Here is a 16,149-nt window from a genome sequence, read left to right as displayed (position 1 = left end):
ACCGTAGGCTCGCGGGTGATGACGACCACAGACGCGGAGACGAACGAGAGAGGCCCGTCAGGCCGGGTCCGAGCCCCGGGCCAGGACCACGACCACGACCAGGGCCGAAGATGTCCGGACGGATGTCCGGGCGGGCCCGACGGGCCTGCGGACGGGCCCGGCGCGCCGCCCGGCGAGCAGGCCCCTCGTCGGTCCTCCTTCCGCTCCCTGCTGCGGCTGTGGCCGTACGTACGCCCTGTGCGGGTGCGGCTGTTCGGCGCGGCGTTCGTCGCCATCGTCGCGTCCTGCCTGGGGCTCCTGATCCCGATCGTCCTGAAGTGGATGGTGGACGGGCCGGTCACGGACCGGGACCTGCCGGGCGTGTGGTTCGGCGCGCTGATCCTGCTGCTGCTCGGCATCGCCGAGGCGCTGCTGTTCGGCCTCCGGCGGTGGCTGGTGGCCCGGCCGCTGGCCGGTGTGGAGGCGGCGATGCGAGCCGATCTCTACCGCCATCTGCAGCGGCTCCCGGTGTCCTTCCACGACCGCTGGCCATCGGGGCAGCTGCTGTCGCGCGGGACGACCGACCTGATGCTGCTGCGGATGTTCCTGGCCTTCCCGCTGACCTTCCTGCTGGTCAACGGGACGACCATTGTCGTCGGATTCGTCATCCTCTTGATGCAGGACTGGTCGCTCGGGCTGGTCCTCCTGGCGCCGGCCGTTCCCCTGGTGGTTCTGCTGTCGCTGTTCGAGGCGCGGTACTCCCTGGTCGCGCGCCGGGCGCAGGACCAGGTCGGTGATCTGACCACGGTGGTCGAGGAGGGCGTTCTCGGCATCCGGGTCGTCAAGGGGTTCGGCCGCCACCGCAGCCAGTCCCTCGCCTTCCACGCGCTGGCCGAGCGGCTGCGCGCCACCGAGCTGGTCAAGGCCCGGCTGCTGGCGGGCATCTGGGCGCTGATCATGACCATCCCGGAGCTGGCGATCGGCGCGGCGCTGGTGCTGGGCACGATCCAGGTCGCGGACGGCGACCTCTCGGCGGGCACGCTCGTCGCGTTCCTGTCGACGGCGCTGGCGCTGCGGTGGCCGGTGGAGTCGATCGGCTTCCTGGTGGCGATGAGCCAGGACTCGGCGACGGCGACCGAGCGGTTCTTCGAGGTGATGGACGTGCCGGAGGAGTCGGACGAACGGCCGGGGACACGGCGGGACGAACTGCCGGACCAGCGGCCGGACGAGCGGCCGCGTGAACGGCCCCCCGGGCGGGGGGAGGGCGCGCGCCCGGAGCGGGACGGAATGCGGTTCGAGGGCGTCACGTTCCGCTACCCGGACGCCGACGCGGCCACGGGGCCCGTCCTGGCGGGCGTCGATCTGCACGTCCGGCCCGGCGAGACGATGGCCCTGGTGGGCGCGACGGGTTCGGGCAAGACCACGCTGACCGCGCTCGTACCCCGGATGTACGACGCGACCGAGGGCCGGATCACCCTGGACGGCGAGGACATCGCCGCGATGGAGCGCGCGCGGCTGCGGAAGCTGGTCTCGGTGGCGTTCGAGGAACCGACGCTGTTCTCCGCGAGCGTCGCGGACAACGTGCTGATGGGTGCGGCGGACGCCGGCGACGACGCGTTGGCGCGGGCGCTGCGGGTGGCGCAGGCGGGGTTCGTGCACGACCTGCCCCAGGGGACCGCCACCCAGGTGGGTGAACAGGGGCTGAGTCTGTCGGGCGGCCAGCGCCAACGGCTCGCCCTGGCCAGGGCGGTGGTGGGACAGCCGCGCTACCTGGTCCTGGACGATCCGCTGTCGGCGCTGGACGTGCACACGGAGGCCCTGGTCGAGGCGGCGCTGCGCGAGGTGCTCCAGGAGACGACGGCCCTGGTCGTGGCCCACCGGCCGTCGACCGTCCTGCTCGCGGACCGGGTCGCGCTGCTCTCGGGCGGCCGGATCGCGGCGGTGGGCACCCACCAGGAGCTGCTGCGGAGCAGCGAGGAGTACGCGTGGCTGATGTCCGGCGCGCGCCACGACGGGGAGGCGGGGCCCGGGGCCGCGACCGCGGCCGGCCGTGCCCCGGCCGCCGTCGCCGCCCCGGACGCCGATGACATGGCGGGCCGCTCCGCGGACGACTCGGCGGTAGAGGAGAGCGTGCGATGACGACACCGGCCACCACCGGGCCGGGCTCCGGCTCGGGCCCGGGCTCCGACCTCGCCGGGCGGGCGACGTCCGCGGCGGCCACCGACACCGAGGCCACCGAGACGGCCGAGACGGCCGAAGTCGCCGGGACGACCGGTGCCACCGCCCCGGCCGCGTCCGGCGACCCGTTCGACCGGGACGACCTGCCCACTCCCCCGGGCGCCACCGGCGCCCTCCTCCGGTCGCTGCTGCGCGCACGACGGGCGAAGGTGATCGTCGCCGCCGTCCTCCTGCTGTTCCAGCAGGCCGCCGCCCAGGCGGGGCCGCTCCTCGTCGCGTACGCCATCGACCGGGGCGTACCCGCCTTCCGCGACGGCGACCACGGTCCGCTGATCGCCGTCGGCACGGGATACCTGATCTGCGCGGTGGGCTCCGGCGTCTTCCAGTACGCGTTCATCCGGGCCTCGGCCCGGCTCAACCAGGACGTGCTGCTCGATCTGCGCGGCCGGATCTTCCGTCACGCGCAGGCCCTGAGCGTGGACTTCCACGAGCGTTACACCTCCGGACGGCTGATCTCCCGCTCGACCACCGACGTCGAGTCACTGCGCGAGCTGCTCAGCGAGGGGCTGCAGGAACTCATCGGCGTGGTCCTGGCGTTCGTGTACATCTCGGCGATGCTGCTCTACCTGGACGTCGGACTCGGTGCCCCCGCCGTGCTCTCGTTCGTGCCGCTGTACCTGCTCGTACGGCTCTACCAGCGGCGGGCGGGCCGGATGTACACCCTGCGTTCCACCGCCATCGCGGCGGTGATCGTGAAGTTCGCGGAGACCGTCAACGGCATCAGGCCCGTACGGGCCTTCCGCCGCGAGAACGCCAACGACAAGGACTTCCGGGCGCTCAACCACACGCACGAACGCGCCAACGGCGGGGCGCTGCTGGAGATGGCCCGCTACGTGGTCGGCTCGCGCCTCGTCGCCAACACCGCCGTCGCCGCCATCGTGCTCTGGGGCGCGTACCGGGTCGCGACGGGCACGCTCGCCCTCGGCGTGCTGGCCGCCGCCGTGCTGTACCTGCGGCGGCTGTACGACCCGATAGACCGGCTGGGGATGTTCCTGAACTCGTACCAGTCCGCCGCCGCGTCCCTGGAGAAGATCGCGGGGCTGCTGGCCCAGCGGCCCTCGGTCCCGGAGGCGAAGGAGCCCCGGCCGCTGCCCCCGCGCGCCGGGGACCTGCCCGGCCGCACGGCCGTCTTCGACGGCGTGAGCTTCGCGTACCGCACGGGCGGCGAGGTCCTGCCCCGGTTCGACCTGACGATCCCGGCCGGGCAGACCGTGGCCGTGGTCGGTTCGACGGGCGCCGGCAAGTCGACGCTGGCCAAGCTGCTGGCCCGCTTCTACGACCCGTCGGCGGGCCGGATCCTGCTCGACGGTGTCGACCTGCGGGCGCTGTCGACGCCCGAGCTGCGGCGCGGGGTGGTGATGGTGACACAGGAGGCGTTCCTGTTCTCCGGGACGGTGGCCGAGAACATCGCGATCGGCAGCCCGGACGCCACCCGGGAGGAGATCGAGCGGGCCGCCAGGGCGATCGGCGCGCACGACTTCATCAGCGGTCTGCCCGACGGGTACGACACGGACGTGCGCAAGCGCGGGGGCCGGATCTCCGCCGGTCAGCGCCAGCTCGTCGCCTTCGCCCGGGCGCTGCTCGCGGATCCGGCGGTCCTGATCCTCGACGAGGCGACCAGTTCGCTCGACATCCCGGGCGAGCGCGCGGTGCAGCGCGCGATGGACACGGTTCTGCGCGGCCGCACGGCGGTGGTGATCGCGCACCGCCTCTCGACGGTCGAGATCGCGGACCGGGTGCTGGTGATGGAGCACGGCCGGATCGTGGAGGACGGCCCGCCGCGGGAACTGATCGCGGGCACGGGCCGCTTCGCGGGCCTCCACCGCGCCTGGCGCGAGAGCCTGGCGTGACGACGTGGTGAGAGGCTCCGCTGGGCGGTGCGGTACGAGGAAAGGCGCGTTCCCGTGCTCCTGCTGCTGATGTCCGACACCCATGTGCCCCGGCGCGCTGGGCGCCTGCCCGACGAACTCCTCGCACGGGCCGAGCGCGCCGACGTCGTCCTGCACGCGGGCGACTGGGTGGACGTGGCGACCCTGGACCTGCTCGGGGCCCGGGCCCGGCGGCTGGTCGGGGTGTGGGGCAACAACGACGGCCCGGAGCTGCGGGCCAGGCTGCCCGAAGTGGCGCGCGTCGAGCTGGGCGGGCTGCGCTTCGGTGTCGTACACGAGACGGGGGCCGCCCAGGGCCGCGAGCGGCGGTGCGCCGAGCGGTTCCCCGGCCTCGACGTCCTGGTGTTCGGCCACAGCCACATCCCGTGGGACACGACCGCGCCGGGCGGGCTACGGCTGCTCAATCCCGGTTCGCCGACGGACAGACGCCGTCAGCCGTTCCGCACCTATATGACGGCCGAAGTGGCCGATGGACGGCTCACCGAGGTCACGCTGCACCGTCTGCCGCCCCGGCACCCCTGAACACCGGTCTTCACGCGGGCCCGCACGTGGTCACGGAACACACGGCCCACGGCACACGGCTCGGCCGAGTGCGCAACGAACCACCGCGCGAAACGCGCCACAAAGCCGCGCGGCCGGCCCGTACCGCGCCTCCGCCCCGCTCAACGCCCCGTTCACAATCGTCAACCCGCGCACCGACAAGCCGACTTACCGCACCCTCGCACCTTCGGCCCGCGATGAACGCCCGTCGGCGCACACGTGATGATCGACGAAACGTCCGCTTAACGAACAGGCAATTTCGGGCAGCGAACCATTTCCGGCCAACTTATTGACGCGCCCCTGACATGAGCGCGTTCCTGCTGCGACTCTTCCCCCGTCCTTCGCTCCGCCCCGCTCCACCGGCACCGCGTGTACCGTCCCGGCGGCCCACCGAGCCGCCCGGTCCCCCCTCGCAGAAGGAGTCCGTGTGAGACCCACGCCCAGCCGTCGCGCCACCGCGACCGGCGCTCTGATCGCCGCAGCGGCCCTGCTCTCCGTCGGCGTGCAGGCCGGCACCGCCACCGCACAGCCGGACCGCGCACCCACCGCGCCGGTCGCGGGCAAGGCCGACCCCGGGGCCCTGCCGCGCGACCTGTCGCCCGCGCAGCGCGCCGCGCTGATCCGCGAGGCCGACACCGCCAAGGCCGAAACCGCCAGGAAGCTCGGCCTCGGCGCGCAGGAGAAGCTCGTCGTACGCGACGTCGTCCAGGACGTCGACGGCACCACCCACACCCGGTACGAGCGCACGTACCAGGGCCTGCCGGTCCTCGGCGGCGACCTCGTCGTCGCCTCCTCCGGGGCGGGTGCCCCCAAGTCCGTGAGCAAGGCGTCCACGGCCGTCCTCAAAAACGTCGACACCACGGCGGACATCGCCCCGGCCGCCGCCGAGAAGCAGGCGCTGGGCGCCGCCAAGGCGGAGGGTTCGACCAGGACCGAGGCCGACCGCGCGCCGCGCAAGGTCGTCTGGATGGCGCAGGGCTCCCCCACCCTCGCGTACGAGACCGTCGTCGGCGGCCTCCAGCACGACGGCACCCCGAACGAGCTGCACGTCGTCACCGACGCCGCCACCGGCGAGAAGCTCTACGAGTACCAGGCCGTCCAGAACGGCGTGGGCAACACGCAGTACAGCGGCCAGGTCACGCTCGGCTCCACGCTGTCCGGCTCGACGTACAACCTCACCGACGGCGGCCGCGGCAACCACAAGACGTACAACCTGAACCGCGGAACGTCGGGCACCGGCACCCTCTTCTCGAAGTCCACCGACACCTGGGGCAACGGTGTCGCCTCCAACCTGGAGACGGCGGGCGCCGACGCCGCCTACGGCGCGGGTCTGACCTGGGACTACTTCAAGAACGTGCACGGCAGGACCGGCATCCGCGGCGACGGCGTCGGCGCGTACTCCCGCGTCCACTACAGCAGCGGTTACGTCAACGCCTTCTGGCAGGACAGCTGCTTCTGCATGACGTACGGCGACGGCTCCGGCAACGCCAAGCCGCTCACGTCCATCGACGTAGCCGCCCACGAGATGTCCCACGGTGTCACCGCCAACACCGCCAAGCTGGTCTACAGCGGCGAGTCCGGCGGCCTGAACGAGGCGACGAGCGACATCTTCGCCGCGGCCGTGGAGTTCTGGGCCGCCAACCCCAGCGACCCGGGTGACTACCTCGTCGGCGAGAAGATCGACATCAACGGCAACGGCACGCCGCTGCGCTACATGGACAAGCCGAGCAAGGACGGCGCGTCCAAGGACTCCTGGTACTCCGGGATCGGCGGCGTGGACGTGCACTACTCGTCCGGCCCGGCCAACCACTTCTTCTACCTGCTGTCCGAGGGCAGCGGCGCGAAGACCATCAACGGAGTCTCCTACAACTCCTCGACCTCCGACGGGCTGCCGGTGACCGGCATCGGCCGGGCGAAGGCCGAGCAGATCTGGTTCAAGGCGCTCGCCACGAAGTTCACCTCCACCACGAACTACGCGGCGGCCCGCACGGGCACGCTCGCGGTCGCGGCCGAGCTGTACGGCACCACCAGCGCCGAGTACAAGTCCGTCCAGGACGCCTGGGCCGGCATCGCCGTGGGCGCCCGCCCGGGCGGCGGCACCGGCACGGGCCAGACCTTCGAGAGCACCACGCAGGTCGCCATCCCGGACAACGGCGCGGCGGTCACCTCGTCCCTCACGGTCAGCGGTGTCGCCGGCAACGCCCCGGCCACCCTCCAGGTCGACGTCGACATCACCCACACCTGGCGCGGTGACCTGGTCATCGACCTGGTCGGGCCGAGCGGCGCCAGCTACCGCCTGAAGGCCAGCAGCGGCAGCGACTCGGCGGACGACGTGGTGGAGACCTACCTGGTCAACGCCTCCTCCGAGGTCGCCAACGGCACCTGGCAGCTGAAGGTCCAGGACGTGGCGTCGCAGGACACCGGCCGGATCAACGGGTTCAAGCTGACCTTCTGACGCTCAGGCGTTCTGCCGCTCGGAGCTTCCGGCCTTCTGGCCTTCTGGCCTTCTGGCCTTCTGGCCTTCTGGCCTTCTGGCCTTCTGCCGGATCTCCCTCTCGCGAGGAGCCGCCCGGGGTGTACGGACACCCCGGGCGGCCTCGCGCCCGTGGCCGAGAAATCGCGTGTGCGGCATTCCGCTTCCCGCGCGATTTCTTTTACGCGATCCCACGGCGTACGCGAACGGTCCGCCGAATGAACGGGCCGTGAATTCCGCCCCGGATGAGGGGCGTCGCGGCAACTCCGTTCCCTTTCCGTACAGTCCAGTCGTGACACGAAACTCTCAGACCCCGGAAAGACCTTCCGCGGGCGCTCGGTTCCGCCTCGACGTGCAAGGGCTCCGCGCCCTGGCCGTCACGCTGGTCGTCCTTTCCCACGCCGGGGTGGGCGCGTTCGCCGGCGGCTATGTCGGGGTCGACGTCTTCTTCGTCATCTCGGGCTTTCTCATCACCTCCCTCCTGCTGCGTGAACTGACTACCACCGGGGGCCTGTCGGTCAGGAGGTTCTACGCCCGCCGGGCACTGCGTCTGCTCCCCGCCTCGACACTGGTCGCCGTGACCGCACTCGCCGGTTCCTGGCTGTTCCTGTCGAAAGTCCGGTTCACGGAATACGCGGGCGACGCGATCAGCAGCGCCCTCTACACGGTCAATTTCCGTCTGGCGCTCTCGGGCACCGACTATCTCGCCCAGGACAGCCCGCCCTCCCCTTTCCAGCACTTCTGGTCGCTGGCCGTGGAGGAGCAGTTCTACCTGGTGTGGCCGCCGCTCCTGCTGCTCAGCTGGAAGGCGGCGGCGCGACGGCGCGGGCTTCTGGCCGCGCCGCTCGCCCTGCTGTGCGCGGTCTCGTTCGGGCTGAGCGTGTACGCGACCGCGTACGCGCCTAGGGACGCGGCGTCGTGGGCGTACTTCGGCACCCACACCCGGGCCTGGGAACTCGGTGCCGGGGCGCTCCTGGCCCTGTTCCTCGCCCGCCGGGAGCCGGCCGGCGCGCGGGGGCCGCTGCGGCAGGCCCTCGCCGCCTCCCTCACCTGGGCCGGTCTGGCCTGTGTCCTCCTCGCGGCGGTCCTCTTCGACGCCGACACCCCGTTCCCCGGGTACCACGCGCTCCTGCCCGTGCTCGGCACCGTGCTCGTCCTGGCAGGCGGCGCCCGGCCGACACCGTTCGGCGCGGAACTGCTGCTCGCGCGGCGGCCGGCGGTATGGCTGGGCGGGCTCTCGTACGGCTGGTACCTGTGGCACTGGCCGCTGCTGGTCGTCGGCCCGATGGCACTCGGCAGGCCGGCCTCCGTCCGGCTCGCACTGGGCTTGAGCGCGGTGGCGCTGGTGCTGGCGTGGGGCACGCTCCGGCTGATCGAGAACCCGGTGCGCTTCCACACCGCGTTCCGCCGCCGGCCCCGGCGGGCCATGGCGTTCGGGCTCGGCCTGTCCGCCGTCGCCGCGTCAACCGCCCTGGTGGCGGCGGCCTTTCCGCCGCCGATCAGCTCCGACGCGACCGCGCCCGCGGTCTCCGAGACGCTGGCCTCGGCACCCGGCCCAGGGGCGCGCGGGGCGGAACTCGCCGATCTCGTCGCGCGCTCCGGCGCCGGTCTGCCGAGCAACCTCACCCCCGCGCTCGGCGAGGTGAAGAAGGCGCGATCGGCGGTCTACCGGGACGGCTGTCACGTGCCGTACGGCCCCACGCGGTCACCGGCCTGCGTGTACGGCGACCGGTCCTCGGACACCGTCGTCGTCCTCCTCGGCGATTCCCACGCGGCGCAGTGGTTCCCGGCGCTGGACCGGCTCGCGCGGGAGCGCGGGTGGAAACTGGTCTCCCTGACCAAGGCCTCGTGCAAGGTCGCCGCGGTGACCGTCGTCGATCACCGGAAGCCGTACACGGCGTGCGATGCCTGGCGGCGGACGGCCGTCGAGCGCATCGGGCGGCTGCGGCCGGCGCTGGTGGTCGTCTCCTCCTCGGACGCGGGCACGCCGGCCCGGCCGGCCGGTGATCCGGTCCGGCAGTGGACGGCCGGCTTCCAGGACACGTTCCGGTCCCTCACCGCCACCGGCACCCGGGTGGCCGCCCTCCTCGACACGCCCTGGCCCAAGGTCGACGCGGTCGACTGCGCCGCCTCCTACCCGCTGCGGCTGGGGCGCTGCGCGAACCACCTGCCCCAGGCGATACGGGACGAGCGCCGGCAGCGGGCGGAGAGGGCCGCGGCCGCCACGACCGGTGTCACGGTGATCGACCCCACGCCCTGGCTGTGCGACGCGCGCGGCAACTGCCCGGTCGTCGTGGGCGACCGGTTCGTCTACCGCGATGACAGCCACCTGGCCGAGGGCTACGCGGAAGCCCTCGCGCCGGTTCTCGGCGACCGGTTGCCCGAGCCGGTGCGGCGGAAACCGACGAGCTGAGGAACCCGTCCGGCGAAGGCCCCGGAGGACGTGCTCGGTCGAACGCCCCGGGAGTGGAGCCGGAGGGACGGGCCCGAGGGTGGGGCCGGAGGAAGGGGCCGGAGGAAGGGGCCTGACGGGGGCCCGGTCAGCGGCCGGGGTCCGCGGCCCGGACGAGCTGACGCAGCGCGCCGTGGAAGACCTCGTGGTCGGTCACGGCGGGCACGATCGCGGCCAGGTGCCCGGTCAGTACGGGGAACTCCTCGGGATCGAGCGAGGCCAGCGCCGTCCGGGTCAGGGCCATCGATCCCTTCGGGTCGCGGTGGTCGACGAAGGTCGCGCTCCCCAGCGTGAGCAGGTACATCCGCCGGTAGGCGGCGATCGCCTCCCCGGCCGTCATGCCCGCGGCGAGGCTGTCGGCGAGCTGCGGCTCCACCAGCCGTCCCAGCAGCCGGGGGCCGAGCCAGGGCCGGGCGCCCCGCAGGGCGAGCAGGCCGGGGTGGGCGATCAGCACCTCGTACAGGCGGCGGAACCGCTCCTCGGTGGCCTCCGCCCAGCCCGTGCCCGGCGGGATGTCGGGCAGCTCGGCCGCGAGCTGGTCGGCGCACAGGTCGAGCAGGCCGGCCAGGTCGACGCACCGGCGCTGGACGGTGGCGTGCGCGACGCCGAGCCGCGCGGCCACCGTACGGAAGCTGAGCGCTCCCGGGCCGTCCCGGTCGAGGAGGGCGAGGGCCGCGGCGGCGATGCGCTCGGGGGCGGCGGGGTCGCTGGAAGCCATTTGCCCGGTCATGCGAGCCAGCGTACGGTACACCGTATCGCAGACGGAACGGAGCGGTCTCAATGCAGGACTGGGAACTCACCTACGACGAGGTCGGGAGGGCCGCCGGGCGCATCGCCGGACAGGTGCGGCCGGTGACCGTCGCGCCGGTGGAGCCGGGGGCCTACGGGACGGGCGCGTACGGGACGGGGCGCCGGTCCGGCGATCCGAACGTCCGAGGCGGGGCCGCGGGCGCGTCCGGCGCCGCCTCACCTGTCGCGTCCGGCGGCCGGGGGAACGCGACGGGGGACGCAGAAGACGGGCCCGGGGCCCCGGCCCGGCTCTGGCTGGCCCTGGAGCACCTCCAGCACACCGGCAGTTTCAAGGCGCGCGGCGCGCAGAACTTCCTGCGCGCCCACCGCGAGGCCGGTGCCCTGCCGGACGCCGGGGTGACGATCGCCTCGGGCGGCAACGCGGGGCTCGCCTGCGCCTGGGCCGCGCGGCAGCAGGGCGTACCCGCGACGGTGTTCCTGCCCGAGACGGCTCCCGCGGTGAAGGTCGGGCGCCTGCGCGCGTACGGCGCGGACGTACGGCTCGCCGGGAACACCTACGCCCAGGCGCTGGCCGCGTGTGAGGACTTCGCCGCGACGGCGGGCGCGCTGCGCTCGCACGCGTACGACCACCCGCTGATCGCGGCCGGGGCGGGCACCCTGCTGGAGGAGATCCACGAACGGCTGCCGGACCTGGACACGGTCGTGGTCGCGGTCGGCGGGGGCGGCCTGTTCGCGGGCGTGGCCACGGCGGCGCGCGAGCACGGCGTACGGGTCGTGGCGGCCGAGCCGGAGAACTGCCGCGCCCTGAACGCCGCGGTCGAGGCGGGCCGGGTGGTGGAGGTGCCCGTCGACTCGGTCGCCGCGGACTCGCTGGGCGCGTCGCACGCCTCCCCTACGGCGCTGGCCGCCGCGCTCCACGGAGACGTGCGCTCCGTCCTCGTACGGGACCCGGAGATCACCGCGGTCCGCCGCGCCCTGTGGGACGACCGTCGGCTGGCGGTGGAACACGCGGCGGCCACCGCCCTGGCGGCCCTCACGAGCGGCGCGTACCGGCCGGAGCCCGGGGAGCGGGTGTGCGTGGTGCTGTGCGGCGCGAATACGGATGTGACCTCGCTGGCGCGAGAGGCGTAAGAGAAGCGAGAGACGCGAGAGACGCGACAAGTGGCGCACCAGGCCTGACCGACGGCGCGAGGGCCGCCCCGCGCGAACGGCTCCCGCGGGCGGGTTCCGGCCACTTGGCTTGTCAGGACACGTGTCACGTAGCGTGGCCGGGCTGAAAGGAGCACCTGATGAACTCACCCGTCTCCCGCCTGGTCAAGGCCATTCCCCCATCCGCCGCCCCGCAGCCGAAGGACTGGCAGCGGGTCGAGACCCAGATCGGCGCCTCGCTGCCGAACGACTACAAGGAGCTGGTCGACGCCTATGGCGGCGGGGTGTTCGACGGCACGCTGTGGCTCCTGGAACCGTGGTGTGCCAACAAGCACTACGACCTGGTGACGGAGAACAAGGAACGCCCGCACGCCCTGGAGCGCCTCTGGTCGTTCGGCGAGCCGAAGCCTCCCGAACTGGAAGAGGAGGGCACCCGTGTCATCGCCTGGGCGCTGACGGAGGCCGGGTCGTATCTGTACTGGCTCGTGCGCCCCGGGCAGAAGCCGGACGAGTGGACCGTCATCCTCAACGGTGCGCACGGCCCGGAATGGGAGACACACGAGATGGCTTGCGGGGAGTTCCTGGAAGGCGTCCTGCTGACCGGGAGCGTGGCGTCGGACTACTGCGGCCGACCGTCGGCCGGTTCACACGAGTTCCGTCCCAGCTCCGCCTTCGTCTGAACCCGGCGACGGCGCGGCGCCGCTCGGTCGAGCCGCCGCCGCTCCGCCCATGACGGAAGCCCCGTGGTGAGCGCACCGCGCCGCGCGCTCACCACGGGCCCGGCGGCCGCCGGGCTCACGGCACGGCTTCGAGGCCGCGCCCCCTCACCTCAGCAGGACGCCCGCGCCCTCCCCCGTCGCCTCCGTCGGCAGTGTCACCAGGCCCAGATCCGCGCCCGTCGCGAGCAGGGGGTGCGCGGGCAGCACCCGGACCGTGTAGCCGTACGGGCCCGTGCGGTCCAGCGCGAGCGGGCCCTCGTACACCCAGCGGCCCTCCATGTCGGGCCCGGCTGCCGGTTTGAGGGGGAAGGTGCGGGCCTCCGCGAGCGCGTCGTCCGAGCCCACCCGGCCCGCGACGGCCTGCACCTCCACGTCCTCCGGGCGCAGTTCACCGAGACCCACGCTCACCCGCAGCGAGAGCGTGGAGCCCAGCTCGGCCCCGCCCGCCGCGCCACCGGACGAACCACCGCAGCCGCCGGGCCCGCCACCGGGTGTGCCGGCCGCCACCGCCTCGACGTGGTCGACCGAGACACGCGGCCAGAGCGTGCGCGTACGGTACTTCCAGGCGGCCAGCTCCGCGGCCGTGCCGGCGTCCAGGGCCCGGTGGGCGCGGGCGGCGGGCGCGTACAGCCGCTCCACATACTCGCGCACCATGCGTCCCGCCAGGACCTTCGGCCCCAGAGTGGTGAGGGTGCGGCGCACCATCTCGATCCAGCGGCCGGGCAGTCCCGCCTCGTCGCGGTCGTAGAAGCGGGGTGCGACCCGGTCCTCGATCAACTCGTAGAGCGCGCCGGCCTCCAGGTCGTCCCGGCGGTTCTCGTCGGTGGAGAGGCCCTCGGCGGTGGGGATGGCCCAGCCGAAGTCCGGCTCGAACCACTCGTCCCACCAGCCGTCCAGCACCGACAGGTTGAGACACCCGTTGAGCGCGGCCTTCATTCCGCTCGTGCCGCACGCCTCCAGGGGGCGCAGCGGGTTGTTCAGCCACACGTCACACCCCGGGTAGAGCTTCTGCGCCATGCCCATGCCGTAGTCGGGGAGGAAGACGATGCGGTGCCGCACCCGGGCGTCGTCGGCGAACCGCACCAGTTCCTGGACCAGCCGTTTGCCGCCGTCGTCCGCCGGGTGCGCCTTGCCGGCGACGACGATCTGGACCGGGCGGTCGGGGTGCAGCAGCAGATCCATCAGGCGGCTCCGGTCGCGCAGCATCAGCGTGAGCCGTTTGTACGAGGGGACCCGGCGGGCGAAGCCGATGGTGAGGACGTCGGGGTCCAGTACGCCGTCGATCCAGCCCAGTTCGGCGTCCTGTGCGCCGCGCAGCCGCCAGGACGCGCGCAGGCGCTCCCGTACCTCGGCGACCAGTCGGGCCCGCAGCTCGCGGCGTACGTTCCAGATCTCGGCGTCGGGGACCCGGGCGAGCGCGTCCGTCGAAGCACCATGGTCCAAGGCGTCCGCCGAAGCACGTTCCATGGCGTCCGCCGAGGCAGGGCGGGCGTCCGCCGATGCGATGTCCGGGGACTTGCCCGGTGTCGTGGCCGGGGGCTCCCCCGACGCGGTCTCCGGGCTACACCCCGGCCCGGCGTCCGGGGCATCCGCCGACACGCGGTCCCGGGCCTCCGCCGACACCCGGTCCCGGGCCTCCGGCGACACGCGGTCAGCGGCGTCCGCTGGTTCGGCATCCGGAGCGTCCGGGGCGTCCGCGGGCCCGTCCCCGGCTGCCCGGCCCGCCCCGCCCCCGGGTGCCCGGGGCGCCTCGGCCTCCGGCGCCCCGGCCGCCCCGTCGCCGTACGTTCCGGGCGCCGCCCCGTCGCCGTGCCTGCCCAGCTCCGCCCCGTCGCCGTTCCTGCCCAGTGCTGCGATCTCCGGTGCCACCCACGTCGGCGCGTGCACCCCGTTGGTCACGGAGGTGATGGGCACCTCCTCCGGGTCGAAACCCGGCCAGAGCCCGGCGAACATCCGCCGGCTCACCGCGCCGTGCAGCGTGGAGACACCGTTGGCCCGCTGGGCGAGCCGCATTCCCATCACGGCCATGTTGAACAGCCTCGGGTCGCCGCCGGGCTGGGTCTCCAGGCCGAGGCCGAGCACCCGGTCCACGTCCACGCCGGGCAGTTCGCCGTCGTCCCCGAAGTGCCGGGCCACCAGCGCGCGGTCGAAGCGGTCGATCCCGGCGGGCACGGGCGTGTGCGTGGTGAAGACCGTCCCGGCCCTGACCGCCTCCAGCGCGGCATCGAAGCCCAGTCCGGCGGCCGGGGCCGTACCGGAACCGCCGCGCCCGTCCCCCGCCCCGGTGGGCGCCGTGGCCCGTGCAGTCCCCGTACCACCACCGGCACCCGCGCCACCCCCGGCGGTTCCGCCGGTCACCAGCTCCCGGATGCGCTCGAGGCCCAGGAACCCCGCGTGCCCCTCGTTGGTGTGGAACACCTCGGGCGCCGGGTGGCCGGTCAGCCGGCAGTACGCCCGTACCGCCCGCACCCCGCCGATGCCCAGCAGCATCTCCTGGAGCAGCCGGTGTTCACTGGCACCGCCGTAGAGCCGGTCGGTCACGTTTCGCTCGGCCGGCCCGTTCTCCTCGACGTCCGAGTCGAGCATCAGCAGCGGTACCCGTCCGACCCGCGCCTGCCAGACGCACGCGCGCAGCGACCGGCCGCCGGGCAGGGCCAGCACCACCTGCGCCGGGGCGCCACCGTGTTCGCGCAGCAGCGTGAGCGGCAGTTCGTCCGGATCGAGGACCGGGTACTGCTCCTGCTGCCAGCCGTCGCGCGAGAGGGACTGGCGGAAGTATCCGTGCCGGTAGAGCAGTCCGACGCCGATGAGCGGAACGCCGAGGTCGCTGGCCGCTTTGAGATGGTCACCGGCGAGGATGCCGAGCCCGCCGGAGTACTGCGGCAGGGCCGCCGTGACCCCGAACTCGGGGGAGAAGTAGGCGACCGCCGCCGGCAGCTCCCCGTCCTCGCCGTCGCGCCGCTGGTACCAGCGGTCGCCGCGCAGGTAGGTGTCGAGCCCGGCCGCCGCCGCGGCCAGTCTCTCCAGGAAACGGCGGTCCGCGGCCAGTTCGGCGAGCCGGGCGGCGGACACACCGCCGAGCAGCCGCACCGGATCCCCGTCGGCCGCCCGCCAGCCGGCCGGGTCGACCGACTCGAACAGGTCACGGGTCTCCGTGTGCCAGGACCAGCGCAGGTTACGGGCGAGGTCGCCGAGCGGTTGGAGGGGTTCCGGCAGGACGGGGCGGACGGTGAACCGACGAATTGCCTTCACGTGTTCCACCTTCGCAAGGACATACGAGTGGCAGCGGACATATGAGCGGGACATATGAATCGGACGGGGCCACACGGAGGCGCCCCGGACACGAGCACAAGAGCGGGCACGAACACAGGCACGGACACAGGCACGGGCACGGGCACGCATACGAGCGCGGGGGCGCACCCCGTTGTGCGCCCGCCGTCTGTCCGACGTTAGCCTCACCCCGCCCTGCGCAAACACGGCGCATTCGCGCACTCACCCCCGGGTCTTCGCGCCCTTCCGGGGCAACCGACACAGCAGTGGGTCGCGTTCGGCCCGTGCCCACGGCTCGGCCCACGGTCCCCCGGAGCAGTTACCAGGTGATCATCATTACGTCCTAGTAGTTAACAAACCGCCGGATTGCCCACCCGAACAGAGGGGGAAGGCTTCTCCGGTACGCACGGCGCACAACACGCTCAGGCGCACGCGTACGGCTCGTGCCGCACACCCGCACGGCACGGACGCACGGCACGCCCAGGGCTCATATGCACGGCGCACACGGCACCGGACCGGCGCGCGAACACACCACGCGCGACCCCTCGCGCGACGGCACGACGCACGGCAACGCCCCGCACGGCGACACCGCACGAGAGCACGCGGCACGACAACGCGATTCGTGTGTACGGCATACGAGCGCGTCACCACACAATTCCACCGCTATTCGAGTGAACGCGGACAGGAGCG

At 73.3% G+C, this 16,149-nt stretch carries 8 protein-coding genes and 2 pseudogenes; 7 read left to right on the top strand and 3 right to left on the bottom strand.

What is annotated here, in order from left to right; translation table 11 throughout:
• The first annotated feature begins 18 nt into the window (after window positions 1-18).
• From IG02_RS0119485 to IG02_RS0119465, 5 genes are all read left to right on the top strand, one after another.
• Window positions 19-2,118 (top strand): ABC transporter ATP-binding protein, encoded by a 2,100-nt coding sequence (locus tag IG02_RS0119485; RefSeq protein WP_199814043.1) that lies wholly within the window; start codon window positions 19-21, stop codon window positions 2,116-2,118.
• Window positions 2,115-4,067: an ABC transporter ATP-binding protein gene (locus IG02_RS0119480; protein ID WP_078854615.1), complete on the top strand. Its 1,953-nt coding sequence runs from the start codon at window positions 2,115-2,117 to the stop codon at window positions 4,065-4,067. The genes IG02_RS0119485 and IG02_RS0119480 overlap by 4 nt, the downstream gene beginning before the upstream one ends.
• 54 nt (window positions 4,068-4,121) lie before the next feature.
• The gene (locus IG02_RS0119475; RefSeq protein ID WP_030749409.1) at window positions 4,122-4,628 is read left to right on the top strand and encodes a metallophosphoesterase family protein; all 507 of its coding nucleotides are present in this window, start codon (window positions 4,122-4,124) and stop codon (window positions 4,626-4,628) included.
• Between the two features lie 445 nt (window positions 4,629-5,073).
• Complete coding sequence (locus IG02_RS0119470) at window positions 5,074-7,101, top strand: M4 family metallopeptidase (protein ID WP_030749407.1); 2,028 nt, start codon at window positions 5,074-5,076, stop codon at window positions 7,099-7,101.
• 310 nt (window positions 7,102-7,411) lie between these two features.
• Window positions 7,412-9,532 carry an acyltransferase family protein gene (locus tag IG02_RS0119465; RefSeq protein WP_030749404.1) on the top strand — a complete coding sequence of 707 codons (2,121 nt, stop codon included), beginning with the start codon at window positions 7,412-7,414 and terminating at the stop codon, window positions 9,530-9,532.
• Between the two features lie 127 nt (window positions 9,533-9,659).
• On the opposite strand, the gene IG02_RS0119460 is transcribed toward IG02_RS0119465, so the two are convergent.
• Entirely contained in the window at window positions 9,660-10,301 is a 642-nt protein-coding gene (locus IG02_RS0119460; RefSeq protein ID WP_030749402.1) for a TetR/AcrR family transcriptional regulator C-terminal domain-containing protein, read from the bottom strand.
• A gap of 50 nt (window positions 10,302-10,351) precedes the next feature.
• Here IG02_RS0119460 and IG02_RS36630 point away from each other — a divergent pair, with 50 nt between their 5' ends.
• Both IG02_RS36630 and IG02_RS0119450 read left to right on the top strand, forming a co-directional pair.
• On the top strand, window positions 10,352-11,452 hold the full coding sequence (locus IG02_RS36630) for a serine/threonine dehydratase (RefSeq protein WP_037803501.1): 1,101 nt from the start codon (window positions 10,352-10,354) through the stop codon (window positions 11,450-11,452).
• A gap of 158 nt (window positions 11,453-11,610) precedes the next feature.
• Window positions 11,611-12,150 (top strand): SMI1/KNR4 family protein, encoded by a 540-nt coding sequence (locus IG02_RS0119450; RefSeq protein WP_030749396.1) that lies wholly within the window; start codon window positions 11,611-11,613, stop codon window positions 12,148-12,150.
• Between the two features lie 144 nt (window positions 12,151-12,294).
• Here IG02_RS0119450 and glgP (IG02_RS43650) read toward each other — a convergent pair.
• Window positions 12,295-13,638, bottom strand: a pseudogene (glgP, locus tag IG02_RS43650) (alpha-glucan family phosphorylase); the annotation flags it as partial.
• Window positions 13,639-14,031: 393 nt separating this feature from the next.
• A pseudogene (gene glgP, locus IG02_RS43930) lies at window positions 14,032-15,441 on the bottom strand (alpha-glucan family phosphorylase); the annotation flags it as partial.
• Window positions 15,442-16,149: the final 708 nt, after the last annotated feature.

The organism is Streptomyces sp. NRRL F-5135 (assembly GCF_000719775.1).
Lineage (GTDB): Bacteria > Actinomycetota > Actinomycetes > Streptomycetales > Streptomycetaceae > Streptomyces > Streptomyces hebeiensis.
The sequence above is the reverse complement of the archived record's forward strand: the minus strand, read 5'-3'. Positions and strand labels throughout refer to the sequence as shown.

Coding starts and splice junctions, on each gene's coding strand:
- IG02_RS0119485 (WP_199814043.1), top strand. CDS start 19: ATGACGACCACAGACGCGGAGACGAACGAGAGAGGCCCGTCAGGCCGG.
- IG02_RS0119460 (WP_030749402.1), bottom strand. CDS start 10,301: ATGACCGGGCAAATGGCTTCCAGCGACCCCGCCGCCCCCGAGCGCATC.
- IG02_RS36630 (WP_037803501.1), top strand. CDS start 10,352: ATGCAGGACTGGGAACTCACCTACGACGAGGTCGGGAGGGCCGCCGGG.
- IG02_RS0119480 (WP_078854615.1), top strand. CDS start 2,115: ATGACGACACCGGCCACCACCGGGCCGGGCTCCGGCTCGGGCCCGGGC.
- IG02_RS0119450 (WP_030749396.1), top strand. CDS start 11,611: ATGAACTCACCCGTCTCCCGCCTGGTCAAGGCCATTCCCCCATCCGCC.